This window comes from Actinacidiphila sp. bgisy145 (assembly GCF_057708125.1).
Genome location: NZ_JBYIRL010000007.1, coordinates 170,884 through 197,663, shown reverse-complemented (window position 1 = coordinate 197,663; position 26,780 = coordinate 170,884). Strand labels below are relative to the sequence as shown.

Annotated in this window: 2 protein-coding genes; both read left to right on the top strand. The window is 75.6% G+C overall.

Going from position 1 to position 26,780, the window contains the following annotated elements; all coding sequences use genetic code 11:
* The first annotated feature begins 13 nt into the window (after positions 1 to 13).
* Positions 14 to 15,646 carry a type I polyketide synthase gene (locus tag AC3ERT_RS08890; RefSeq protein ID WP_435173533.1) on the top strand — a complete coding sequence of 5,211 codons (15,633 nt, stop codon included), beginning with the start codon at positions 14 to 16 and terminating at the stop codon, positions 15,644 to 15,646.
* Between the two features lie 27 nt (positions 15,647 to 15,673).
* On the top strand, positions 15,674 to 26,773 hold the full coding sequence (locus tag AC3ERT_RS08885; protein ID WP_435173531.1) for a type I polyketide synthase: 11,100 nt from the start codon (positions 15,674 to 15,676) through the stop codon (positions 26,771 to 26,773).
* The last annotated feature ends 7 nt before the right edge of the window (positions 26,774 to 26,780 follow it).

Sequence of the window (26,780 nt, the reverse complement as noted above, 5' to 3'; positions counted from 1 at the left end):
CGTGGGAGCGATAGTGAGTGACGACAAGTCCTTCGAGTATCTGAAGAAAGTGACTTCGGAGCTCAAGCGAACCCGGAACCGGCTCTCGGAACTCGAGTCGAAATCCCGGGAACCGCTCGCCGTCGTCGGCATGGCCTGCCGCTTCCCCGGCGGGGTGACCGGCCCCGACGACCTGTGGCAGCTGGTCGCCTCCGGCACCGACGCCGTCTCGGTCTTCCCCGCCGACCGCGGCTGGGACGTCGAGCAGCTGCACGACCCCACCGGGCAGCGCCCGAACACCTCCCTCACCCGCGAGGGCGGATTCCTCACCGCGGCCGCGGACTTCGACGCCGGGTTCTTCGGCATCTCCCCCCGCGAGGCGCTGGCGATGGACCCGCAGCAGCGGCTGCTGCTGGAGGTGTCCTGGGAGGCCCTGGAGCACGCCGGGATCGACCCGCGCACCCTCGCCGGCTCGTCCACCGGCGTCTTCACCGGCCTGATGTACCACGACTACCCGGCCTCCGACCAGCCCGACGCCACCGAGGGCACCGGCTCGGCGGGCCTGGGCGCCAACGGCGCCGTCGCCTCCGGCCGGGTCTCCTACGTCCTGGGCCTGGAGGGCCCGGCCGTCACCGTGGACACCGCCTGCTCCTCGTCGCTGGTGGCGATGCACTGGGCCGGGCAGGCGCTGCGCTCCGGCGAATGCACCCTCGCCCTGGCCGGCGGCGTGACCGTGATGGCGACCCCCAGCACCTACGTGGAGTTCAGCCGGCAGGGCGGCGCCGTCTCACCCGACGGCCGCTGCCGGGCCTTCGCCGAGACCGCCGACGGCACCGGCTTCAGCGAGGGCGTCGGCGTCCTCGTGCTGGAGCGGCTGTCCGACGCGCGGCGCAACGGCCACGAGGTGCTGGCGGTCGTCCGCTCCAGCGCCGTCAACCAGGACGGCGCCTCCAACGGCCTCACCGCGCCCAACGGCCCCGCCCAGCAGCGCGTCATCCGCCAGGCACTGGCCGCCGCGGGCCTCACGCCGGCCGACGTGGACGCCGTCGAGGCCCACGGCACCGGCACCACGCTCGGCGACCCCATCGAGGCACAGGCGCTGCTGGCCACCTACGGGCAGGGCCGCCCCGACGACCAGCCGCTGTGGCTCGGCTCCATCAAGTCCAACATCGGCCACACCCAGGCCGCCGCCGGCGTCGCCGGGGTCATCAAGATGATCGAGGCGATGCGCCACGGCGCGCTGCCCCCCACCCTCCACGCCGACCAGCCCACCTCGCACGTCGACTGGACCTCCGGCCAGGTGCGGCTGCTGACGGACCACCGGCCCTGGCCGCGGACCGGGCGCCCGCGCCGCGCGGCCGTCTCCTCCTTCGGCGTGTCCGGCACCAACGCCCACGTCATCCTCGAAGCCGATGCTCCGGCGGAGCCCGCAGCCGCACCCGTAGACGTCGTAGACGCCGCCGGCCCCGGCCTGTTCGCGCCCCGCACCAGCATGGCCTGGACGCTGTCCGCCCGCAGTGCCAAGGCCCTCGCCGGACAGGCCGGCCGCCTGCTGGCACGCGTCCAGGACGACCCCGGCCTCGACCCCGCCGACGTCGGCTGGTCGCTGCTGCACACCCGCGCCCTCTTCGACCACCGCGCCGTCGTCGTCGGCGCCGACCGGGACGAGCTGGTCGCGGGCCTTGCCGCACTCGCCGCCGGGGAGCCGGCCGCGAACGCCGTCACCGGCGCCGCCCGCACCGGCGGCCGAGCCGTGTTCGTCTACCCCGGCCAGGGCTCCCAGTGGGCCGGCATGGCCACCGAACTCCTCGCCACCTCACCGGTGTTCGCCGCGAAGGTCGAGGAGTGCGCCGAGGCGCTGGACCCGCTGGTCGACTGGTCGCTGCTGGACGTGCTGCGCCACCCCGAGCAGTCCGCGGACCTGCTCAAGCGCATCGACGTCTACCACCCGGTCTTCTTCACGATGATGGTCGCCCTCACCGAGGTCTGGCGCGCCATGGGCGTGGAGCCGGCCGCCGTCGTCGGGCACTCCCAGGGCGAGGTCGCCGCCGCCCACGTGGCCGGCGCGCTCTCGCTGACCGACGCCTACCGCGTGGTGCTCGTACGCGGCAACATCTTCGAGAACGTCCTGTTCGGCACCGGCGCCATCGCCACCGTCAAACTCGGCCAGGCCGCCGTAGAGGAGCAGATCGCCAAGTACGCCGAGCTGTACGTCTCGGGCGTCAACTCCGGCTCCGCGGTCACCGTCTCCGGCAGCATGGCCGACGTCACCGCCTACCTCGCCGAGTGCGCCGCCGCCGGCGTGCCCGCCCGCATCCTCGGCGAGGCCGCCTCCCACTCGCCCGCCCTGGAGCCGCTGCGGACACGGCTGCTCGACGAACTGTCCTTCGTCCGGCCCCGGGCCGGCACCATCCCGATGTACTCCACCGTCGACGCCGCCCTCGTCGACACCGCCACGCTCGACGCCGAGTACTGGTACCGCAACCTGCGCTCGCCGGTGCTGTTCGAGCAGACCACCCGCGCCATGGTCGAGGACGGCTTCGGCGCGTTCGTCGAGACCAGCGCCCACCCGGTCCTGACGGTGCCGCTCCAGGAGACCCTCGACACCCACTACCCCGACCTCGCCGCCGACGCGGCCGTCATCGGCACCCTGCGCCGCAACGAGGGCGGCCCCGCCCGGATGCTGGCCTCGGCCGCCCACCTGTTCACGCACGGCGTGCCCGTCGTCTGGGACGGCCTGTTCACCGGGCACACCCCGCGCCGCGTCGACCTGCCCACGTACGCCTTCCAGCACCGCCGGTTCTGGAACGCGGCGCCGGAACCGGCCGCGGGCCGCGACCCGCTGGACGCGCTGTTCTGGGCCGACGTCGAAGGCGGACGGCTGGCCGGTGCGCTCGGCGTGGCCGACGAGGTCGCCGCCGAGCTGGCCCCGGCCCTGCTGGACTGGCGCGAGCGCCGCACGCGGGAAGCCGCCGCCGACGACTGGACCTACCGCCCGACCTGGGTGCCGGTCGACGGCCTGCGCCAGGGCCCGCCCGGTGGCCGCTGGCTCGTGGTCGCCGCCGACCCCGCCGACCCGTGGACCGCCGGCGTCGCCACCGCCCTCGGCCCGGACACCGCCGTCCTCGCCCCCGCCGACGCCACCGCCGAACACCTCGCCGGGCAGCGGTACGACGGCGTCGCCTGGCTGCCGCCCACCGGCGAAGACGGCCCCGCGGCCACCCTCCTGCTGGTCCAGGCGCTGCGCGCGGCCGGCCTTGCGGCACCGCTGTGGGTCCTCACCCGCGGCGCCGCCACCACCCGCCCCGGCGAGGCCACCGCCGGCATGTGGCAGGGCGCCGTCTGGGGCCTGGGCCGGGTCGCCGCCCTCGAACTGCCCGACCTGTGGGGCGGGTTGGCCGACCTGCCCGCGACCTACGACCCCGCCGCCGCGGCCCGCCTCGGCGGTGTGCTCACCGGCGGCCACGGTGAGGACCAACTCGCCGTACGCGCCTTCGGGGTGCTCGCCCGCCGGCTGACACGCGCCGCGGTGCACGGGACCGCCGAAGCGTGGACGACCAGCGGCACCGCCCTGGTCACCGGCGGCACCGGCGGCCTCGGCGCCCACGTCGCCCGCTGGCTCGCCGAACGCGGCGCCGAGCACCTGGTGCTGCTCTCCCGCCGCGGCCCGGACGCGCCCGGCGCGGCCGAACTGCGCACCGAACTGGAGCAGTCCGGCGTACGCGTCAGCGTGCACGCCTGCGACGTCGCCGACCGGGCGGCCATGACCGCCGTCCTCGCCGCGATACCGCACGACATGCCGCTGCGCACGGTCGTGCACGCCGCGGGCGTCGGCAGCGCACTGACACCGGTGGCGGACCTCACGCCCGACCAGCTCGCGTTCGAACTGCGGGTCAAGGGCGAAGGCGCCCTGCTGCTGGACGAGTTGACCGCCGGCATGGACTTGGACGCGTTCGTGCTGTTCTCCTCCGGCGCGGCCTCGTGGGGCGGCGCGGCGCAGGGCGGTTACGCGGCGGGCAACGCCTGCCTGGACAGCCTCGCCGAGTACCGGCGCGCCCAGGGGCGGACCGCCACGTCGATCGCCTGGGGCGGCTGGGCCGGGCCCGGCCTGACCGACATCGACGCCCAGTTCGTGGACTACCTGCGGCGCATGGGTGTGCTCGCCATGCAGCCGGACCTCGCGATCGCGGCCATGCAGCGCGTCCTGGAGCAGGACGAGACCGTGCTCACCGTCTCCGACATGGACTGGGCGAAGTTCGTCCCCGCCTTCACCCTGGCCCGCCCGAGCAACCTCTTCGCCCTGCTCCCCGAGGCGGCCCCGGCCGCCGGCGAGCCGTCCGAGGACGACGGAGACGGCTTCGCCGCCCGGGTCGCCGCCATGCCCGCCGCCGAACGGCGCGCCTACCTCACCACCCTGGTCCGCGACCACGCCGCCGCCGTCCTGGGACACAGCGGCGGCGACGAGATCGACCCCGGCCAGGCCTTCCGCGAGGTCGGCTTCGACTCCCTGACCGCCGTCGAACTGCGCAACCGGCTCCAGACCGCGACCGGCACCAGCCTGCCCGCCACCCTGGTCTTCGACTACCCCAGCGCCGCCCGGCTGGCCGGCCACCTCGCCGAGCGGTTCGGCGACGGGGCCGAGCAGGACCGCACCGCCCTGCCCGTACCCCAGCAGCTCACCGACGACCCGATCGCCGTGGTCGGCATGGCCTGCCGCTTCCCCGGCGGCGTCACCGGCCCCGACGAGCTGTGGCAGCTGGTCGCCTCCGGCACGGACGCCGTCTCGGGCTTCCCCGGCGACCGCGGCTGGGACCTCGACGCGCTCCACGACCCCGCCGGCTACCGCCCCGGCGCCTCGATCACCCGCGAAGGCGGATTCGTCGACTCCGCCACGGAGTTCGACGCGGGCTTCTTCGGGATCTCGCCGCGCGAGGCGCTGGCGATGGACCCGCAGCAGCGGCTGCTGCTGGAGGTGGCCTGGGAGTCGCTGGAGCACGCCGGGATCGACCCGGCCACCCTGGCCGGGAGCGCCACCGGCGTCTTCGTCGGCGCCGCCGCCTCCGGCTACCTGGAGGCCATCGACGACCTGCCGGAGACCGAGAGCCACCGCATGACCAGCGGGCTGCTCTCCGTCATCTCCGGCCGGCTGGCGTACGTGCTCGGGCTGGAGGGCCCGGCGGTCACCGTGGACACCGCGTGCTCCTCGTCGCTGGTGGCGATGCACTGGGCCGGGCAGGCGCTGCGCTCGGGCGAGTGCTCGCTCGCGCTGGCCGGCGGGGTCAACGTGCTGGTCAGCCCGGTCGGGTTCACCGAGTTCAGCCGCCAGGGCGGGCTGGCCCCCGACGGGCGGGTCAAGGCGTTCGCCGAGGCCGCCGACGGCACCAGCTGGTCGGAGGGCGCGGGCATCCTCGTCCTGGAGCGGCTGTCCGACGCGCGGCGCAACGGCCACGAGGTGCTGGCGGTCGTCCGCTCCAGCGCCGTCAACCAGGACGGCGCCTCCAACGGCCTGACCGCGCCGAACGGCCCCTCCCAGCAGCGCGTCATCCGCCAGGCGCTGGCCGCCGGCTCGCTGTCGCCCTCCGAAGTGGACGTGGTGGAGGCGCACGGCACCGGCACGACGCTGGGCGACCCGATCGAGGCGCAGGCGCTGCTCGCGACCTACGGTCAGGGCCGCCCCGGCGACCGGCCGCTGTGGCTGGGCACCATCAAGTCCAACATCGGCCACGCGCAGGCCGCCGCCGGCGTCGCGGGCGTGATCAAGATGGTGCAGGCCATCCGGCACGGCGCGCTGCCGCCCACCTTGAACGTGGACGAGCCGAGCACCCATGTGGACTGGACCGCAGGCCAGGTGCGGCTGCTCACCGAGCAGCAGCCGTGGCCGGAGACCGGGCGCCCGCGCCGCGCGGGCGTCTCCTCCTTCGGCGTGTCCGGCACCAACGCGCACGTGATCCTGGAGGCCGCGCCCCCGGTGGAGGCCGAGCCCCCGGTGGAAGCCGAGCCGGAGGGCGCCGGTCCGGACGATGCCGGTCCGGACGGCACCGCCGGCGAGCCGGGCACCGCGATCGGCACGCAGACCGTGTGGGTCGTCTCCGGGCGGTCGGCCGGCGCCGTGGCCGCGCAGGCCGAACGGCTGCTGGCGCGCGTCGCGCAGGACGGCGGTCCGGACCCGGCCGACGTGGCGTACTCGCTGCTGCGGTCCCGCTCCCTCTTCGACCACCGCGCGGTGGTGGTGGGCGCCGATGCCGATGAACTGACGGCCGGGCTACGGGCGTTGGCGGCCGGTGAGTCGGCTGCGGGTGTGGCGCAGGGCGTGGCGCGCAACGGGCGCCGGGTGGCGGTGCTGTTCACCGGCCAGGGTGCGCAACGCCTCGGGATGGGGCGGGAGTTGTACGAGGAGTCCGAGGTCTTCGCTGCGGCCTTCGACGAGGTCGTGGCCGAGTTGGACCAACACCTCGATGTGCCGCTGCGGGAGGTGGTGTGGGGTGAGGACGCCGACGCGCTGAACTCCACGGGGTGGGCGCAGCCGGCGCTGTTCGCGGTCGAGGTGGCGTTGTTCCGGTTGCTGGAGTCGTTCGGGGTGGAGCCGGATTATCTGCTGGGGCACTCCATTGGTGAGGTGGCGGCGGCTCATGTGGCCGGGGTTTTTGACCTGCGGGACGCCTGCCGGCTCGTGGCTGCCCGCGCCCGTTTGATGCAGGCGCTTCCGGCGGGTGGGGCGATGGTCGCGATCGCCGCGCCGGAGGAGGACGTACGGCCGCACCTGTCCGACGAGGTCTCGCTCGCGGCGGTCAACGCGCATGGCTCCGTGGTCGTTTCGGGCGAGGAGGCCGCCGTTCTCGCGGTGGGCGAGCACTTCAAGGCGCTGGGCGTGAAGACGACCCGGTTGCGGGTCTCGCACGCGTTCCACTCCGCCCTGATGGACCCGATGCTGGCGGACTTCACCGCGGCGATCGCCGACGTGTCCTTCGCCGAGCCGCGCATCCCCGTGGTGTCGAACCTGACGGGTGAGCCCGCGGACATGACGTCCCCCACGTACTGGGCGCAGCAGGTCCGTTCGGCGGTCCGCTTCGCGGACGGGCTGGCCTGGCTGGCCGGGCAGGGCGTGGACACCTTCGTCGAGGCGGGCCCCGACGCGGTGCTGGCCGGGCTGGTGGAGCGGGAGGACGCCACCGCGGTGGCGTTGCAGCGCCGGGACCGGGCCGGCGGCCGTACCGTACTGCTGGCGCTGGCCCGGCTGTTCGCCGAAGGGGTGCCGGTCGGGTGGGACCGCCTGGTCGGCGGGGCCGGGCGGCGCCGGGTGGACCTGCCGACGTACGCCTTCCAGCGGCGGCGGTACTGGCCCGAGGGCGGCACGGGAGCGGCGGACGTGGCGGCCGCCGGGCTGGCGGCGGTCGCCCACCCGCTGCTGGGCGCGGTGGTGCCCTCGCCCGAGGGCGGCGGCGTGGTGTTCACGTCGCGGCTGTCTGTGGCCGCGCAGCCGTGGCTGGCCGACCACGCCGTGCAGGGCGCGGTGCTCTTCCCCGGCACCGGCTTCGTGGAGTTGGCGGTGCACGCCGCGGACGCGGTCGGCTGCGGCCGGGTCCGCGAGGTGATCGTGGAGGCGCCGCTGGTGCTGCCCGCGCGCGGCGGCGTCCAGGTGCAGGTCGTCGTCGGCGAGGCCGAGGACGGGCAGCGCCCGGTCACCGTGTACGCGCGCCCCGACGACGGCGCCGATCGGCCGTGGGTGCGGCACGCCAGCGGCGCCGTGGACAGCGCGGCGGGCGCGGCCGCGGCCGGCTTCGAGGCGCTGGCCGGGGTGTGGCCGCCGCCCGGCGCCCAGGAGTTGGCGACCGAGGGGATCTACCAGCGGATCGCCGAGCAGGGCTTCGTGTACGGCCCGTCGTTCCAGGGGCTGGCGCGGGCGTGGCGGCACGACGGGCATGTCTTCGCCGAAGTGGCCCTGCCCGAACCGCACTCGGGCCGGGCGGACGGCTTCGGCCTGCACCCGGCGCTGCTGGACGCGGTGATGCACGCGCTGGCGTTCGTGGACCTGGAGCCGGCGGAGTACGGCCGGCTGCCGTTCAGCTTCGGCGACGTGGCGCTGCACGCCTCCGGCGCGAGCCGGGTCCGGGCCTGCCTGACCAGGACCGGCCCCGACGCGCTGTCGATCGCGGTCGCCGACGAGTCCGGTGACGCGGTGCTGTCGCTGGGGTCGCTGGTCGTCCGCCCGCTGACCCCGCAGGCGCTGACGTCCGCGGGCGGCGGCGACGAGGCCGTACTCGCCCTGGAATGGCAGCCGTTGGAGGTCCGGGAGCCGCAGGCGGCGGACTGGGAGAGCGTGGCCGCCGGGGTGGTGGCCGGGCCCGGTGCGGCCGCGGACCTGCTGCCGGGCGCGGCACCGTACGCGCACGCCGGCCTGGTGGACCCGCAGGCGGACGCGGCGCTGCCGCTGGTGGTCGCGGTGGCCGGCGGCGCGGACCCGGTGCGCGGCGCGCACGAGGCGACCGGGTGGATGCTGGAGCAGCTCCAGACCTGGCAGTCCGGCGACCGGGAGCTGGTCGTGGTGACCTCGGGCGCGGTCGCCGCCGCTCCCGGCGAGAGGGTGGCGGACCTGGGCGCCGCGGCCGTGTGGGGCCTGGTGCGTTCGGCGCAGGCGGAGCAGCCGGGCCGGATCACCCTGGTCGACACCGACGCAGCCACCGGTCTGACGGCCGGGCTGCTCGCCGCCGTACGCGGCACCGGCGAACCCCAACTGGCCCTCCGCGCGGGCACCTTGCACGCGGCGCGGCTGTCGCGGGCCGACACCGGGCTGGCCGTTCCGGAGGGCGGTGGTGCCTGGCACCTGGACTCCACCGCCAAGGGCACGCTGGAGAACCTGCGGCTGGTGCCCTTCCCGGCGGCCGAACGGCCGCTGGCCGGGGGCGAGATCAGGATCGAGGTGCGGGCGGCGGGGTTGAACTTCCGCGACGTCCTCAACGCGCTGGGCATGTACCCGGGCGAGGCGGGCCCGCTCGGCGGCGAAGTGGCCGGTGTCGTCACCGAGGTGGGCGCCGACGTGGCGGACCTGCGGGTCGGCGACCGCGTGATGGGCCTGAGCGACGGCGGGCTCGGCTCCGTGGCCGTCACCGACCGGCGGCTGGTCGCGCCGATCCCGGCGGGCTGGTCCTTCACCACGGCCGCGTCGGTGCCGACGGTGTTCCTCACCGCGTACTACGGCCTGGTGGACCTGGCCGGGCTGCGGCCGGGCGAGCGCGTCCTCGTGCACGCGGGTGCGGGCGGCGTCGGCATGGCCGCGCTGCAACTGGCCCGCCACCTGGGCGCCGAGGTCTTCACGACGGCGAGCGAGGGCAAGTGGCCCGCGCTGCGCGAACGCGGCGTCGACACCGCCCACTTGGCGTCCTCGCGCACCCTGGACTTCGAGGACGCCTTCCGGCGGGCCACTGGCGGCCGGGGCGTGGACGTCGTACTGAACTCGCTGACCGGTGAGTTCATCGACGCCTCGATGCGGCTGATGCCGGGCGGCGGCCGGTTCGTCGAGATGGGCAAGGCCGACCTGCGGACCGACGAGCAGGTCGAGTCCGCCTACCCCGGCGTCAGTTACCACACCTACGACCTGGTGCAGGCCGGACCCGACCGGGTCCAGCAGATGCTGCGCGAGCTGGCCGGGCTGTTCGAGGCGGGCGCGATCGAGCCGCTGCCGACCGTGGAGTGGGAGGTGCGGCAGGCGCCGGAGGCGTTCCGGTTCATGAGTCAGGCGAAGCATGTCGGCAAGATTGTGCTGACGGTGCGTCAGGAGCTGGTGGGTGGGGGCACGGTTCTGGTCACGGGTGGTACGGGCGGTCTGGGTGGGGCGTTGGCGCGGCATCTGGTGGCGGTGCACGGGGTGCGGGATCTGGTGCTGGTGTCGCGGCGGGGGCTTTCGGCGCCTGGGGCTGAGGATTTGGTGGCGGAGCTGGCCTCGTTGGGTGCGCGGGTGGCGGTGGTGGCGGCTGACGTGAGCGACCGGGAGGCGTTGGCGGGGGTGCTGGCGGGGATGTCCGCGGAGCGTCCGCTGACGGGTGTGGTGCACACCGCGGGGGTGGTGGATGACGGGTTGGTCATGTCGTTGACGCGGGACCGATTCGGGCCGGTGCTGGCGCCGAAGGTGGACGCGGCCTGGCATCTGCACGAGCTGACCCGGGACCTGGACCTGTCGCTGTTCGCGGTCTTCTCCTCCATGTCCGGTCTGCTGGGCGCGCCCGGCCAGGGCAACTACGCCGCCGCGAACGTCTTCCTCGACGCGCTGGTGGAGCAGCGGCGGCACGACGGGCTGCCCGGCGTGTCGATGATCTGGGGGCCGTGGACGCCCGAAGTCGGCCTCACCGGGGCGCTGTCCGCAGCGGACCAGCGCCGGATGCACGGCTCCGGGATGCCGCCGCTGTCCGTGCCGCAGGGCATGGCGCTGTTCGACCGGGCCGTCCGCGCGGACCTCCCCGTCGTGGCGCTGACCCGGCTGGACGCACCCGTGCTGCGCGGCCAGGCGGACCTGCCGGCCATGCTGCGCGCGCTGGTCGGCGCCCGGCAGCGGCGGGCCGCGGCCGGCACCCGCCGGCAGTCCGGCGGCCTCGCGCAGCAGCTGGCCGGGATGACCGCGCAGCAGCGCGACCAGCACCTGCTGGCGCTGGTCCGCGACCATGTCGCGGTCGTCCTCGGCCACGGCGGCGGCCAGGACGTCGACCCGGGCCAGGCCTTCCGCGAGGCGGGCTTCGACTCGCTGACGGCCGTGGAACTGCGCAACCGGCTCCAGAGCGCGACCGGTCTCACCCTGTCGGCGACGCTCGTCTTCGACTACCCCACCGCGCACCGCCTCGCCGCGCACCTGGCTGAGCAGTTCGGCGACGCGGACTCCGCCTCGGCCGCGCGGCCCGAGCTGCCCGCGCTGGTGTCGGCGGCCGACGACCCGATCGCGGTCGTGGGCATGGCCTGCCGCTACCCGGGCGGGGTGACCGGCCCGGACGACCTGTGGCGGCTGGTCGCCTCCGGTACGGACGCGATGTCGCCCTTCCCGCAGGACCGCGGCTGGGACGTGGCCGGGCTGTACGACCCGACCGGCACCCGCCCGAACACCTCCGTCGCGGGCGAAGGCGGGTTCCTCGCCTCTGCCGCCGAGTTCGACGCCGGGTTCTTCGGGATCTCCCCGCGCGAGGCGCTGGCGATGGACCCGCAGCAGCGCCTGGTCCTCGAAGTGGCGTGGGAGGCCCTGGAACACGCGGGCATCGACCCCACCGGCCTCGGCGGCACCCCCGCCGGGGTGTTCGTCGGCAGCTACCACTCCGGCTACAGCGACCTCGTCGCCGAGGCCGGCGGCGACGCGCAGGGCCAACTCCTCACCGGCGCCGCGCAGAGCGTGCTGTCCGGCCGGGTCTCCTACGTCCTCGGGCTGGAGGGCCCGGCGGTCACGGTGGATACGGCGTGCTCGTCGTCGCTGGTGGCGATGCACCTGGCGAGCCAGTCGCTGCGCTCGGGCGAGAGCTCGCTTGCGCTGGCCGGCGGGGTGACGGTGATGGCCACGCCCGGCACGTTCGTGGAGTTCACCCGGCAGGGCGGGCTCGCCGCCGACGGGCGCTGCAAGGCGTTCGCCGAGTCCGCCGACGGCACCGGCTGGTCGGAGGGCGCGGGCATCGTCGTCCTGGAGCGGCTCTCCGACGCCCGCCGCAACGGGCACCGCGTCCTGGCCGTCATGCGCTCCAGCGCCGTCAACCAGGACGGCGCTTCGAACGGCCTGACCGCCCCGAACGGCCCCTCGCAGCAGCGCGTGATCCGGCAGGCGCTGGCCGCCGCGGGCCTCGCGCCGGCCGACGTGGACGCCGTCGAGGCGCACGGCACCGGTACGTCCCTGGGCGACCCGATCGAGGCGCAGGCGGTGCTCGCCACCTACGGCCAGGACCGCCCCGAGGACCGGCCGCTCTGGCTCGGCTCGGTCAAGTCCAACCTCGGACACACCCAGGCCGCCGCAGGCGTCGTGGGCGCCATCAAGATGATCCAGGCCCTGCGGCACGGGGTGCTTCCGCGCACGCTCCACGTGGACGAGCCGAGCTCGCACGTGGACTGGGCCGCTGGTGAGGTGCGGCTGTTGACGGAGTCGGTGCCGTGGCCGGAGACGGGGAGGGTTCGGCGGGCGGGGGTGTCGTCGTTCGGTATCTCGGGGACGAACGCGCACGTGATTCTGGAGGCGGCGCCTGAGGTTGGTGCGGGGCCCGAGGAGGAGCCGGAGTCCGTGGTGGGGGACGGCGGCGCGGAGACGGTGTGGGTGGTGTCGGGTCGTACGGAGGAGGCGTTGCGGGCGCAGGCCGGGCGGTTGGTGTCGGCGGTGGAGGGCCGGGACCCGGTGGCGGTGGGTGCGGCGTTGTTGTCGCGGTCGCGGTTCGACCACCGCGCGGTGGTGGTGGGCGCTGATGCGGGTGAGCTGGCCGCCGGGTTGCGGGCGTTGGCGGCAGGGGAGTCGGTGGCGAACGTGGTGGACGGTGCGGCGGCCGGTGGCCGTCGGGTGGCGGTGTTGTTCGCGGGTCAGGGTGCGCAACGGCTGGGGATGGGGCGGGTGTTGTACGGGGAGTCCGAGGTGTTCGCTGCGGCTTTCGATGAGGTGGTGGCTGAACTGGACCAGCACCTCGAGGTCCCGTTGCGGAACGTGGTGTGGGGTGAGGACACGGACGAGCTGAACTCCACGGGGTGGGCGCAGCCGGCGTTGTTCGCGGTCGAGGTGGCGTTGTTCCGGTTGCTGGAGTCGTTCGGGGTGGAGCCGGATTATCTGCTGGGGCACTCCATTGGTGAGGTGGCGGCGGCTCATGTGGCGGGGGTGTTCTCGCTGTCGGATGCGTGCCGTTTGGTGGCGGCGCGGGCGCGTTTGATGCAGGGGCTTCCGGCGGGTGGGGCGATGGTGGCGATTGCAGCCCCGGAGGCTGAGGTGCTGCCCCAGTTGCCCGAGGGCGTCTCGGTGGCGGCGGTGAACGCGCCCGGCTCCGTGGTCATTTCGGGCGATGAAGCCGCTGTTCTCGCGGTGGGTGAGCGGTTCAAGGCGCTGGGTGTGAAGACGACGCGGCTGCGGGTGTCTCATGCGTTCCATTCGGCGTTGATGGACCCGATGGTGGAGGACTTCATGGCGGCGATCGCCGACGTGGAGTTCTCGGAGCCGCGCATCCCCGTGGTGTCGAATCTGACGGGTGAGCCGGCGGACATGACGTCGCCGAAGTATTGGGCGCAGCAGGTGCGTTCGGCGGTGCGGTTCGCGGATGGCTTGGCGTGGTTGAGGGCGCAGGGTGTGGACACGTTCGTGGATGCGGGTCCGGACGGTGTCGTGGCCGGTCTGGCGCGGGCGAACGCCGAGGACGCTGTTGCGGTGGCCCTGATGCGCAAGGACCGGGAGGGCCTGCGGACCGCGCTGCTGGCGGCCGGGGACCTGTTCGTGCAGGGCGTTCCGGTGACGTGGGACGCGCTGTTCGGCGAGCGCAGGCCCGCCGCCTGGGTGGACCTGCCGACGTACGCCTTCCAGCGGCGCCGCTACTGGCCGCAGGCGCCCGCCGCCGCGCCGGAAGCGGGCCGCGACCCGTTGGACGCGCTGTTCTGGGAGTCCGTCGAGGGCGGCGGGCTGGCGGGTGCGCTCGGTGTGGCCGACGAGGTCGCGGCCGAGGTCGCCCCGGCGCTGCTGGACTGGCGGGAGCGGCGCCGCCGCGAGATGACGGCCGACGACTGGCACTACCGCGAGCAGTGGGTCCCGGTCGACGCCGCCGCGGTGGAGGGCGCGGACGACGCGGACGGCGCGGACGACGGCGCGGACGACGCGGCGGGTCGGCGGCTGGTGGTGCTGCCCGCCGGGGCGGACGCCTGGGCCCTCGGCGTGGTGGAGGCGCTGGGTGAGGGCGTCACGGTGCTGGCCGCCGACGCGGCCGACGCCGGGCGGCTGGCCGCCGAGAGCGCCGGCCACAGCGCCGTGGTGTGGCTGCCGCCCACCGGCGCCGACGGTCCGGCGGCGACGCTGGGCCTGGTGCAGGAGCTGCGGCGTTCGCAGCTGGACGTCCCGCTGTGGGTGGTCACCCGGGCGGCCGTCGCGGCCCGGCCGGGCGAGGCGGTCGACGGGATGTGGCAGGGCGGCATCTGGGGCCTGGGCCGGGTCGCGGCCCTCGAACTGCCGCAGGTGTGGGGCGGGTTGGTCGACCTTCCCGAGGAGGTCGACGCGACCGTGGCGGCCCGGCTGTCCGCGGTGCTGTCCGGTGGCCACGGCGAGGACCAACTCGCCGTACGCGCCTCGGGGGTGCTCGCCCGCCGTCTGGTGCGCGCGCCGGGCCGCGGCTCGGTCGAGCCGTGGACGACCGGCGGTACGGCCCTGGTCACCGGTGGTACCGGGGGGCTGGGCGGTTATGTGGCGCGGTGGCTGGTCGAACGGGGTGCGCAGCACCTGGTGTTGGTGTCCCGGCGCGGCCCTGAGGCGCCGGGCGCCGGGGAGTTGCGGGCGGAGTTGGAGGCCGCGGGTGCGCGGGTGAGCGTGGTCGCGGGCGATGCCGCCGACCGGGCCACCATGGCCGGGGTGCTCGCCGCGGTCCCCGCGGACCTGCCGCTGCGGACCGTGGTGCACGCCGCAGGCGTCGGCAACGCGTTCACGCCGCTGGCGGACATGACGCCCGAACGGCTCGCGGCCGAGCTGCGGGTCAAGGCCGAAGGGGCGCTGCTGCTGGACGAGTTGACCGCCGACATGGAGTTGGACGCGTTCGTGCTGTTCTCCTCCGGCGCCGCCTCGTGGGGCGGCAGCGGCCAGGGCGGTTACGCGGCGGGCAACGCCTGCCTGGACGGCCTCGCCGCCTACCGGCGCGCCCGGGGCCGTACGGCTACGTCCGTTGCCTGGGGCACCTGGGCGGAGGTCGGGATGGCCGCGGGCAGCTCCGGCGCCCACGACCACCTGGCGCGGCTGGGGGTCTCCGCGATGGCGCCCGGCCTGGCCGTGGCCGCGCTGCAACGGGCCGTCGAGGACGACGAAGCCCTGGTCACGGTCGCCGACATGGACTGGTCCACCTTCGTCCCGGCCTTCACCCTGGCCCGCCCGAGCCACTTGTTCGCCCTGCTCCCGGAGGCGGCCCCGGCCGACCCGGCCGCCTTGGACGGCACCGAGGCGGCCGCCGCGGACGCCGGGTTCGCCCGGCGGCTGGCCGCGCTGCCGGCGGAGGAGCGGCGGGAGGAACTGCTCGCCCTGGTCCGGGAGCACACCGCGGCCGTGCTCGGCCACGACAGCGCCCGGGACGTCGACCCCGCGCAGGCGTTCCGCGACGCCGGGTTCGACTCGCTGACCGCGGTCGAGCTGCGCAACCGGCTCAGCCGGCGCACCGGCCTCGCGCTGCCCGCGACGCTCGTCTTCGACCACCCGAACCCGTACAAGCTCGTCGACCACCTCGCCGGTGAGCTGGGCGGAGGCAGCGGCGATGGCGGGGGCGCGCCGGTCGGGCTGGGCGAACTGGGGGCGCGGCTGCGGGAGTTCGCCGCCGATCCGGGGGTCCGCGACGACCTGGAGGCGATGCTGCGCCAGGTGCTGGGCGCCTTCGAGGAGGCCGCCGCTGAGCGGCGCGACGACATCGACGCCGCCTCCGATGAGGAGCTGTTCTCCATGGTCGACCAGGAAAGCAGCTGGATGTCCGACGTTTCGTCCACCGCCGACCACGAGTGACAACGGGAATTCGAGGACTTTCCTTCAATGGCCACTGAAGAACAGCTGCGTTCCTACCTCAAGACGGCCGTGGCGAACTCGCGTGAGGCGCAGCGGCAGCTGAACGAGATGAAGAGCCGGCGCGACGAGCCGCTCGCGATCGTGGGCATGGCCTGCTGCTACCCGGGCGGGGTGACCGGCCCGGACAGCCTGTGGGAGCTGGTCGCCTCGGGCACGGACGCGGTGGACGGCTTCCCCGGCGACCGCGGCTGGGACGTCGACGCGCTGTACGACCCGGCGGGCGCGCCCGGCACCACCTCCACCCGCGAGGGCGGGTTCGTGGACGCGGTGGCGGAGTTCGACGCGGGCTTCTTCGGGATCTCGCCGCGTGAGGCGCTGGCGATGGACCCGCAGCAGCGGCTGCTGCTGGAGGTGGCCTGGGAGTCGCTGGAGCACGCCGGGATCGACCCGGCGGCCCTGGCCGGGAGCGCCACCGGTGTCTTCGTCGGCGCGTCCTCCTCGGGGTACATGGAGGCGATCGGCGGCCTGCCGGAGACCGAGAGCCACCGGATGACCAGCGGGCTGCTGTCGGTGATCTCCGGCCGGCTGTCGTACGTGCTCGGGCTGGAGGGTCCGGCGGTCACCGTGGACACCGCGTGCTCCTCCTCGCTGGTGGCGATGCACTGGGCCGGGCAGGCGCTGCGCTCGGGGGAGTGCTCGCTCGCGCTGGCCGGCGGCGTCAATGTCGCGGTCAGCCCGGCCGGGTTCGTGGAGTTCACCCGGCAGGGCGGCCTCGCGCCCGACGGCCGCTGCAAGGCGTTCGCCGAGGCGGCCGACGGCACCGGCTGGTCGGAGGGCGCGGGCGTCGTCGTGCTGGAGCGGCTGTCGGAGGCCCGCCGCAACGGGCACCGCGTACTGGCGGTCGTCCGCTCCAGCGCGGTCAACCAAGACGGCGCGTCCAACGGCCTGACCGCGCCCAACGGCCCCTCGCAGCGGCGGGTGATCCGGCAGGCGCTGTCGGCCGCCTCGCTCGCCCCGTCCGAGGTGGACGCCGTCGAGGCGCACGGCACCGGCACCGTCCTCGGCGACCCGATCGAGGCGCAGGCGCTGCTGGCCACCTACGGGCAGGGCCGCCCCGGCGACCGGCCGCTGTGGCTGGGCACCATCAAGTCCAACATCGGCCACGCGCAGGCCGCCGCCGGCGTCGCGGGCGTGATCAAGATGGTGCAGGCCATCCGGCACGGCGCGCTGCCGCGCACCCTGCACGTGGACGAGCCGAGCAAGCGCGTGGACTGGAGCACGGGTGAGGTGCGGCTGCTCACCGAGCCGCAGCCGTGGCCGGAGACCGGGCGCCCGCGCCGCGCCGGTGTCTCCTCTTTCGGCGTGTCCGGTACCAACGCCCACCTCATCCTCGAAGCCGCCCCCGCCCCGGCCGCCACCGAAGAGGACGGCGCCCCGGACGTCCCGGACTCCCCGGAGGCCCCCGACGCCGCCGCGCCCGCCGTCACCGGCGCCCTGCCGTGGGTGCTGTCGGGCCGCACCGAAGCGGCCCTGGCCGCACAGGCCGGCCGGCTGCTGGCGTACGTCGAACAGGACGAGGCCGCCGACCCGGCCGACGTGGCGCACGCGCTGCTGCACCACCGCTCGCAGTTCGACCACCGCGCGGTGGCCGTCGGTGCCGACCGCGGCGAACTGACTTCCGCGCTACGGGCGTTGGCCGCGGGTGAGCCGTCCGCCGCCGTCGCCGAGGGCGTCGCCGAGCCCGGCCGCCACAAGCCGGTGTTCGTCTTCCCCGGGCAGGGCGCCCAATGGGTCGGCATGGCCGCCGAACTGCGGGCCGCCTCGCCGGTGTTCGCCCAGGCCCTCGGCGAATGCGCCGACGCGCTCGCCGAGTTCACCGACTGGTCGCTGCTCGACGCCCTGGACGACGAGAAGCTGCTCGCCCGCGTGGACGTGGTGCAGCCCGCGCTGTGGGCGGTCATGGTGTCGCTGGCCCGGGTGTGGCAGGAACTCGGGGTACGCCCGTCCGCCGTCGTCGGCCACTCGCAGGGCGAGATCGCCGCCGCGGTCGTCGCCGGCGCGCTGTCACTCGCCGACGGTGCCCGCGTCGTCGCCCTGCGCAGCCGCGCCATCGCCGAGGAACTGGCCGGCGACGGCGGCATGGTGGCCGTACCGCTGCCCGTGGCGCAGGCCCGGGAACTGCTCGGCCGCTGGGGCGAGCAGCTGTCGGTCGCGGCGGTCAACGGCCCCGGCTCCGTCGTCGTCTCCGGCGTGCCCGACGCGCTCGCCGCACTCCTCGACCACTGCGAGGCCGCCGGTGTCCGCGCCAAGCGCGTCCCGGTGGACTACGCCTCGCACTCCGCCGCCGTCGAGCGGATCGAGCGGCGCCTGGCCGCCGACCTCGCCCCCGTCGCCCCCCGGCCTTCCGCGGTGCCGATGTACTCCACCGTCACCGCCGAATCGGTCGACACCACCGGCCTCGACGCCGCCTACTGGTACCGCAACCTGCGGCAGACCGTCCGCTTCGAGGACGCCAACCGGGCACTGGCCGCGGCCGGTTACTCCGTCTTCGTGGAGATCAGCCCGCACCCGGTGCTCACCGTGCCGGTGCAGGACACCCTCGGCGAGGGCGCCGTGGTCACCGGCACGCTGCGCCGCGGCGAAGGCGGCCCGGCCCGGCTGCTGCTGTCCGCCGCCCACCTGTACGCCCACGGCGTGCCGGTCGCGTGGGACAACCTGCTGGGCGGGCGCGGGCCGGGCTGGGTGGACCTGCCGACGTACGCGTTCCAGCGCCGCCGCTACTGGCCCGAGGGCGGCACGGCGGCGGCCGACGTCACGGCCGCGGGCCTGGAGGAGGTGCGGCACCCGCTGCTGGGCGCGGTGCTGTCCTCGCCCGAGGGCGGCGGCGTCGTCTTCACCTCGCGGCTGTCGGCCACCGCGCAGCCGTGGCTGGCCGACCACGCCGTACGGGGTCTGGTGGTCTTCCCCGGCACCGGCTTCGTGGAGCTGGTCGTCCACGCCGCCGACGTCGTCGGGTGCGGCCGGGTGCGCGAACTCGTCGTGGAAGCGCCGCTGGTGCTGCCCGCGCGCGGCGGCGTCCAGGTCCAGGTGGTGCTGGGCGCGCCCGAGGACGGGCAGCGCCCGGTCACCGTGTACGCGCGCCCCGACGGCGGCGGCGACCGTCCGTGGGTGCGGCACGCCGCCGGCGCCGTGGACGGCGCGGCCACGGACCCGGACGGGTTCGACGTCCTGGCCGGGGCGTGGCCGCCGCCCGGCGCCGAGCCGCTGGCGACCGCCGACGTGTACGAGCGGACCGCCGACGGCGGCTTCGCCTACGGCCCGGCGTTCCAGGGCCTGTCCCGCGCCTGGCGGCTGGAGGGCCGGGTGTACGCGGAGGTGGCCCTGCCCGAGCAGCAGTGGGGCCGGGCCGAGGCGTTCGGCATCCACCCGGCGCTGCTGGACGCGGTGCTGCACGCCTGCCTCTTCGCGGACCTGGCGCCCGCCGAATTCGGGCGGCTGCCGTTCAGCTTCGCAGACGTGGCGCTGCACGCCTCGGGCGCCACCGCCGTACGAGCCTGCCTGACGCCGACCGGGCCGGACACGCTGGCGGTCCAGGTCGCGGACCCCGCCGGGGGCCCGGTGTTGTCGGTGGGCTCACTGGTGATGCGCCCCCTGACCCCGCAGACGCTGACCGCCGCGGAGCACCGGGACGAGACGGTCCTCGCCGTGGAGTGGACCGAACTGCCGCCCGCGGCAGGGGAGAACGAACCGGCCGACGGCCTCGACACGGTGCTCGGCCCCGTGGCCGCCGGACCCGGCGCCGAGGTGCCGTGGCTGCCGGGCGTGCCCGTCCACTCCGGCCTGGCACAGGTGCGCCCGACGCCCGGCCGCCCCCTCGTGCTGGCCGTGGCGGCGCAGGACGGGCCCGTGGTCGAGACCGCCCACGGTTGCGTCCAGTGGCTGCTGGCACAGCTCCAGACCTGGCTGGCCGAACCGGAGTTCGCCGGTTCACGGCTGCTGGTGCTGACCCGCGGCGCCGTCGCCGCCGGACCGCGCGAGACGGTCACCGACCTGGCCGCCGCCACGGCCTGGGGCCTGGTGCGCTCGGCGCAGGCGGAACACCCCGGCCGGATCACCCTGGTGGACGCCGACCCGGCCGCGGACGTCACCGCGGGCCCCCTCGCCGCGGCCCTGTCGAGCGGCGAGACCCAACTGGCGGTGCGGGGCGGCGCGGTGCACGGCGCCCGGCTCGCGCGGGTCGAGCCCGGCCTCGCCGTACCGGACGGCGGCGGTGCCTGGCACCTGGACTCCACCGCCAAGGGCACCCTGGAGAACCTGCGGCTCGTACCCTTCCCGGCCGCTGAACGGCCGCTGGCCGGCGGCGAGATCAGGATCGAGGTGCGCGCGGCGGGGCTGAACTTCCGCGACGTACTCAACGCGCTGGGCATGTACCCCGACCCGGACGAGCCGCTCGGCAGCGATGTCGCGGGCGTCGTCACCGAGGTGGGCGCCGACGTGGCGGACCTGCGGGCCGGCGACCGCGTCATGGGCATCACCAACGGCGGGATCGGCTCCGCCGTGGTCGTCGACCGGCGGCTGGTCGCGCCGATCCCGGCGGGCTGGTCCTATGCCACGGCCGCGTCGGTGCCGACCGCGTTCCTCACCGCCTTCTACGCGCTGGTGGACCTGGCCGGACTGCGGTCGGGCGAACGGGTCCTCGTGCACGCGGGTGCGGGCGGCGTCGGCATGGCCGCGCTGCAACTGGCCCGCCACCTGGGCGCCGAGGTGTACAGCACCGCCAGCGACGGCAAACGCGAACTGCTGCGGGAACACGGCGTCGACGCCGCGCACGTGGCGTCCTCGCGCACCCTGGACTTCGAGGACGCCTTCCGGCGGGCCACCGGCGGCCGGGGCGTGGACGTCGTACTGAACTCGCTGACCGGTGAGTTCATCGACGCCTCGATGCGGCTGATGCCGGGCGGCGGCCGGTTCGTCGAGATGGGCAAGGCCGACCTGCGGCGGAGCGACGAGGTCGCCGCACGCCATGACGGCGTCCGCTACCGCTCGTTCGACCTGGTCGAGGCGAGCCCGGACCGCCTCCAGCAGATGCTGCGCGAACTGGCCGGCCTCTTCCGCGACGGCCGCCTCACACCGCTGCCCGTCACCGAGTGGGACGTACGGCAGGCGCCGGAGGCGTTCCGGTTCATGAGCCAGGCGAAGCATGTCGGCAAGATCGTGCTGACGGTGCGTCAGGAGCTGGTGGGTGGGGGCACGGTCCTGGTCACGGGTGGTACGGGCGGTCTGGGTGGGGCGTTGGCGCGGCATCTGGTCGCCGTGCACGGGGTGCGGGATCTGGTGCTGGTGTCGCGGCGGGGGCTTTCGGCGCCTGGGGCTGAGGAGTTGGTGGCGGAGCTGTCCGAGTCGGGTGCGCGGGCGGCGGTGGTGGCGGCTGACGTGAGCGACCGGGAGGCGTTGGCGGGGGTGCTGGCGGGGATCTCCGCGGAGCGTCCGCTGACGGGTGTGGTGCATACGGCGGGGGTGGTGGATGACGGGTTGGTCATGTCGTTGACGGCGGAGCGGATCGGTCCGGTGCTGGCGCCGAAGGTGGACGCGGCCTGGCATCTGCACGAGCTGACCCGGGACCTGGACCTGTCGCTGTTCGCGGTCTTCTCCTCCATGTCCGGCCTCATCGGCAGCCCCGGCCAGGGCAACTACGCCGCCGCCAACGTCTTCCTCGACGCGCTCGCCGCCCGGCGCCGGCACGAGGGGCTGCCCGCCGTGTCGATGGCGTGGGGCCCCTGGACCCCCGAAGTCGGCCTGACCGGGGCGCTGTCGGACGCCGACATGCGCCGCCTGGAGCGCTCCGGCATGCCGCCGCTGTCCGTGGCCCAGGGCATGCGGCTGTTCGACTGCGCGGTCGCCGCCGGTCCCCCGCTGGTGGGCCTCGGCCGGGTCGACGCCGCCGTCCTGCGCGGCCGCTCCGACCTCCCCGTCATGCTGCGCGCGCTGGTCGGCGGCCGGGCACCGCGCGCCGCGGCCGGCCGGACTCCGCAGACCGAGGGCCTGGCACGCCAGTTGGCCGGGATGACCGCGCAGCAGCGCGACCAGCACCTGCTGGCGCTGGTCCGCGACCATGTCGCGGTCGTCCTCGGCCACGGCGGCGGCCAGGACGTCGATCCGGGCCAGGCCTTCCGCGAGGCGGGCTTCGACTCGCTGACCGCGGTCGAACTGCGCAACCGGCTCCAGAGCGCGACCGGCCTCACCCTGCCGGCGACCCTCGTCTTCGACTACCCCACCGCGCACCGCCTCGCCACGCACCTGGCCGAGCAGTTCGGCGACGCGGACTCCGCCTCGGCCGCGCGGCCCGGGCAGCCCGGTCCGGGGACGGTGACCGACGACCCGATCGCGGTCGTCGGCATGGCCTGCCGCTACCCCGGCGGCGTCACCGGCCCCGACGACCTGTGGCGCCTGGTCACCGCGGGCGGCGACGCCATGACCCCCTTCCCGCGGGACCGCGGCTGGGACGTCGACGGCCTCTACGACCCGACCGGCACCCGCCCGAACACCTCCGTCGCGGGCGAAGGCGGATTCCTCGCCTCCGCCGCCGAGTTCGACGCCGGCTTCTTCGGGATCTCCCCGCGCGAGGCGCTGGCGATGGACCCGCAGCAGCGCCTCCTGCTGGAGGTCGTCTGGGAGGCCCTGGAACGCGCCGGGATCGACCCGGCCGCTCTCGCCGGCACCCCCGCGGGCGTCTTCGTCGGCAGCTACCACTCCAGCTACGGCGACCTCGTCGTCCAAGCCGGCGACGCCCAGGCCCAGATGATGACGGGCGGCGCACAGAGCGTGCTGTCCGGCCGGGTCTCCTACGTCCTCGGGCTGGAGGGCCCCGCGGTCACCGTGGACACCGCCTGCTCCTCGTCGCTGGTGGCGATGCACCTGGCGAGCCAGTCGCTGCGCTCGGGCGAGAGCACGCTCGCGCTGGCCGGGGGCGTCACCGTCCTGGCCACGCCCGGCACGTTCGTGGAGTTCAGCCGGCAGGGCGGGCTCGCCGCCGACGGGCGCTGCAAGGCGTTCGCGGAGTCCGCGGACGGCACCGGGTTCGGCGAGGGCGTCGGCATCATGGTGCTGGAACGCCTCTCCGACGCCCGCCGCAACGGCCACCCGGTGCTCGCCGTCCTGCGCTCCAGCGCCGTCAACCAGGACGGCGCGTCCAACGGCCTGACCGCGCCCAACGGCCCCTCCCAGCAGCGCGTCATCCGCCAGGCGCTGGCCGCCGCCTCCCTGTCCCCGGCCGACGTGGACGCCGTCGAGGCGCACGGCACCGGCACCACCCTCGGCGACCCCATCGAGGCACAGGCCCTGCTGGCCACCTACGGGCAGGACCGCCCCGAGGACCAGCCGCTGTGGCTGGGCACGGTGAAGTCCAACATCGGCCACACCCAGGCCGCCGCCGGTGTCGCCGGGGCGATCAAGATGGTGCAGGCCCTCCGGCACGGCGTGCTGCCGCGCAGCCGCTACGCCGACGAGCCCACCTCGCACGTCGACTGGACCTCCGGCCGGGTGCGGCTGCTGGCGGAGGAGCGGCCCTGGCCGCAGACCGGGCACCCGCGGCGGGCGGGCGTGTCCTCGTTCGGCATCTCCGGGACGAACGCGCACGTGATTTTGGAGGCCGCGCCGGAGCCCGAACCGACCGCCGTGCCCGAGAACGTGCCCGAGGCCGCGCCCGTGCCCGAGCCCGAGGCCGCGCCCGCCGCCGCGGAGAACGCCGCCGAGACGGTGTGGGTGGTGTCGGGCCGCACCGAGCCGGCCCTGCGCGCCCAGGCCGCCCGGCTGCTGTCCGCCGTGGAGGAGGCCGACACCGACGAGTCGGCGGCCCCGTACGACCCCGCTGACGTCGGCGCGGCACTGCTGCGCACCCGCTCGCTGTTCGAGCACCGCGCGGTCGTCGTCGGCGCGGACCGCGGCGAACTGACCGCGGGACTGCGGGCGTTGGCCACCGGTGAACCGGCCGCCCAGGTGGTGGACGGGGTGGCCCGCACCCGCCGCGGACTCGCGGTGCTCTTCACCGGGCAGGGCGCCCAGCGGCTCGGCATGGGACGCCGGCTGCACGCGCAGTCGCCGGTCTTCGCCGCCGCCTTCGACGAGGTCGCCGACGAACTGGACCAGCACCTGGAGCGCCCGCTGCGCGACGTGCTGTGGGGCACGGACCGCGAGCTGCTGGACCGCACCGGGTGGACGCAGCCCGCGCTGTTCGCGGTGGAGGTCGCGCTGTACCGGGTGCTCACCTCGTGGGGGGTGCGGCCGGACTACCTGCTCGGCCACTCCATCGGCGAGGTGGCCGCCGCCCATGTGGCCGGGGTGTTCTCGCTGCCGGACGCCTGCCGGCTGGTCGCCGCGCGGGCCCGCCTGATGGACGCGCTGCCCGCCGGCGGCGCGATGGCGGCCCTCGCCGCGACCGAGCAGGAGGTGCGCGAGCAGCTCACCGGCGGCGTCTGCGTCGCCGCGGTCAACGCCGCCGAGTCGGTCGTCGTCGCCGGCCCCGAGGCGGACGTGAGCGCGGTACGCGAGCACTTCGCCGCCCTGGGCCGCAGGACCCGGCGGCTGCGGGTCTCGCACGCCTTCCACTCCGCCCTCATGGAGCCGATGCTCGACGCCTTCGCCGCCGAACTGGCCCAGCTGTCCTACGCCGAGCCCGCGGTGCCGGTCGTCTCCAACCTCACGGGCGCGCCCGCGGACCTCGCGAACCCGGCGTACTGGGTGGAGCAGGTCCGCGGCACCGTCCGGTTCGCCGACGGGCTGGCGTGGCTGGCCGAGCGCGGCGTGGACACCTTCGTGGAGGCCGGCCCCGACGCGGTGCTGTCCGGGCTGGTGGCCGCGAACGGCCTGACCGGGGCCGCCGCGGTGGCCCTCCAGCGCGGCGAGCGCACCGGCCGCGCGGTGCTGCTCCAGGCCCTCGCGCGGCTGTACGTCCAGGGCGCGGCCGTCGACTGGTCGCCGCTGTTCGCCGGCCGCGCCACCCGCCGGGTGGACCTGCCGACGTACGCCTTCCAGCGCCGCCGCTACTGGCCGCGGACCGTGCCGGAGCAGGCGGCGGGGCGCGACCCGGTGGACGCGGAGTTCTGGGCGTCCGTGGCGAGCGGCCCGGACGGGCTGGCCCGCTCCCTCGGCGTCGCGGACGACACGCTGGCCGACGTCGTCCCGGCCCTGCTGCGCTGGCGTGAGCGGCGGCTGCGGGACGCGGCGGCCGACGGCTGGTGCTACCGCCAGTCCTGGGTGCCGGTCGACGTGGACGGCACCGCGCCGGCCGCGCCGCCGCGCTGGCTGGCGGTCGTCCCCGAGGGCGACGACCCCTGGGCCGCCGCCGCGGTCGCGGCCCTCGGCCCGGACACGGTGGTCCTCACCGCCGGCGCGGCCGACGCGGAGCACCTGGCGCGCGTCGGCGCCGACCGTACCGGCGTGGTGGCCCTGGCCGGCGCCGGACGCGACGGGCTGACCGCGACGCTGCGCCTGGTGCAGGAGCTGCGGCGTTCGCAGGTGGCCGTCCCGCTGTGGGTGGTCACCCGGGCGGCCGTCGCGGCCGGTCCCGGCGACGTGGTCAAGGAGATGTGGCAGGGCGGCATCTGGGGTCTGGGCCGGGTCGCGGCCCTCGAACTGCCGCAGGTGTGGGGCGGGTTGGTTGACCTGCCGGACGACGCCGACCCCGCGGCCCTCGGCCGGCTGCCCGGTGTGCTGTCCGGTGGCCACGGCGAGGACCAACTCGCCCTGCGCGCCTCGGGGGTGTTCGCCCGCCGTCTGGTGCGCGCGCCGGGCCGCGGCTCGGTCGAGCCGTGGACGACCAGCGGTACGGCCCTCGTCACCGGTGGTACCGGCGGGCTGGGCGGTCATGTGGCGCGGTGGCTGGTCGAACGCGGCGCGCAGCATGTCGTGTTGGTGTCGCGGCGGGGTCCGCAGGCACCTGGCGCCGGGGAGTTGCGGGCGGAGTTGGAGGCCGCGGGTGCGCGGGTGAGCGTGGTCGCGGGTGATGTCGCCGACCGCGCGACCATGGCCGGGGTGTTCGCCGCGGTCCCGGCGGACCTGCCGCTGCGGTCGGTGTTCCACACCGCCGGTGTGCTGCACGAACCGACGCCCGTCGAGGCGATGCCGGTGGGGACCCTGCACGACAGCCTCGGCGCGAAGGCCGAAGGGGCGCTGCTGCTGGACGAGTTGACCACCGGAATGGAGCTGGACGCGTTCGTGCTGTTCTCGTCCGGTGCCGCCTCGTGGGGCGGCGCGGGGCAGGGCGGTTACGCGGCGGGCAACGCCTGCCTGGACAGCCTCGCCGAGTACCGGCGCGCCCAGGGGTGGACCGCCACGTCGATCGCCTGGGGCACCTGGGCCGAGGCGGGCATGGCCGCGGCCAACACCGAGGAGCACGACTACCTGGTGCGGCTCGGTGTGCTGCCGATGCGGCCGGACCCGGCCATCGCCGCCATGCAGCGCGTCCTGGAGGACGACGCGACGACCGTGACCGTCTCCGACATGGACTGGTCGCGGTTCGCGCCCGCCTTCTCGCTGGCCCGGCCGAGCCGGCTGCTGGCCCTGCTCCAGGACCAGGCGGGCCCGGAGGCGGCCGAACCCGAGGCCGACGCCGCCGCGTTCACCGGCCGGCTGGCGGCGGTGCCCGCGGAGGAGCGGCGGGAGTTCCTCGTCACCCTCGTCCGCGACCACGCCGCCGCCGTGCTGGGCCACGGCAGCGGCGACGAACTCGACCCCGAAACCGCCTTCCGCGACGCCGGGTTCGACTCGCTCACCGCCGTCGAGCTACGCGACCGGCTCCAGGCGATGACCGGGCTGAGCCTGCCCGCCACGCTCGTCTTCGACTACCCCAACCCGTTCAAACTCGCCCTGCTACTCGATGAGTTGACCGGCGGCGGCGCCGGGGGCGACGGCGACGAGGAGGAGCTGCGGCGCAAGGTGGCCGCGGTGCCGCTGGCCCGGCTGCGGGCCGCCGGACTGCTCGACGCCGTACTGGCCCTGGCCGAGCAAGCGGACCCGGACAGCCCGGACGGCCAGGACGGCCGGGGCGCCGGGGACGAAGAGCCCGACGGGCCCGACCTGTTGACCGCCGACGCCGACGACCTCGTCCGCATCGCGCTCGGAACCGCGTGAAGGAGCT

Excerpts from the sequence above, each read along its gene's own strand:
- AC3ERT_RS08885 (WP_435173531.1), top strand. The coding sequence starts at position 15,674 with ATGGCCACTGAAGAACAGCTGCGTTCCTACCTCAAGACGGCCGTGGCG.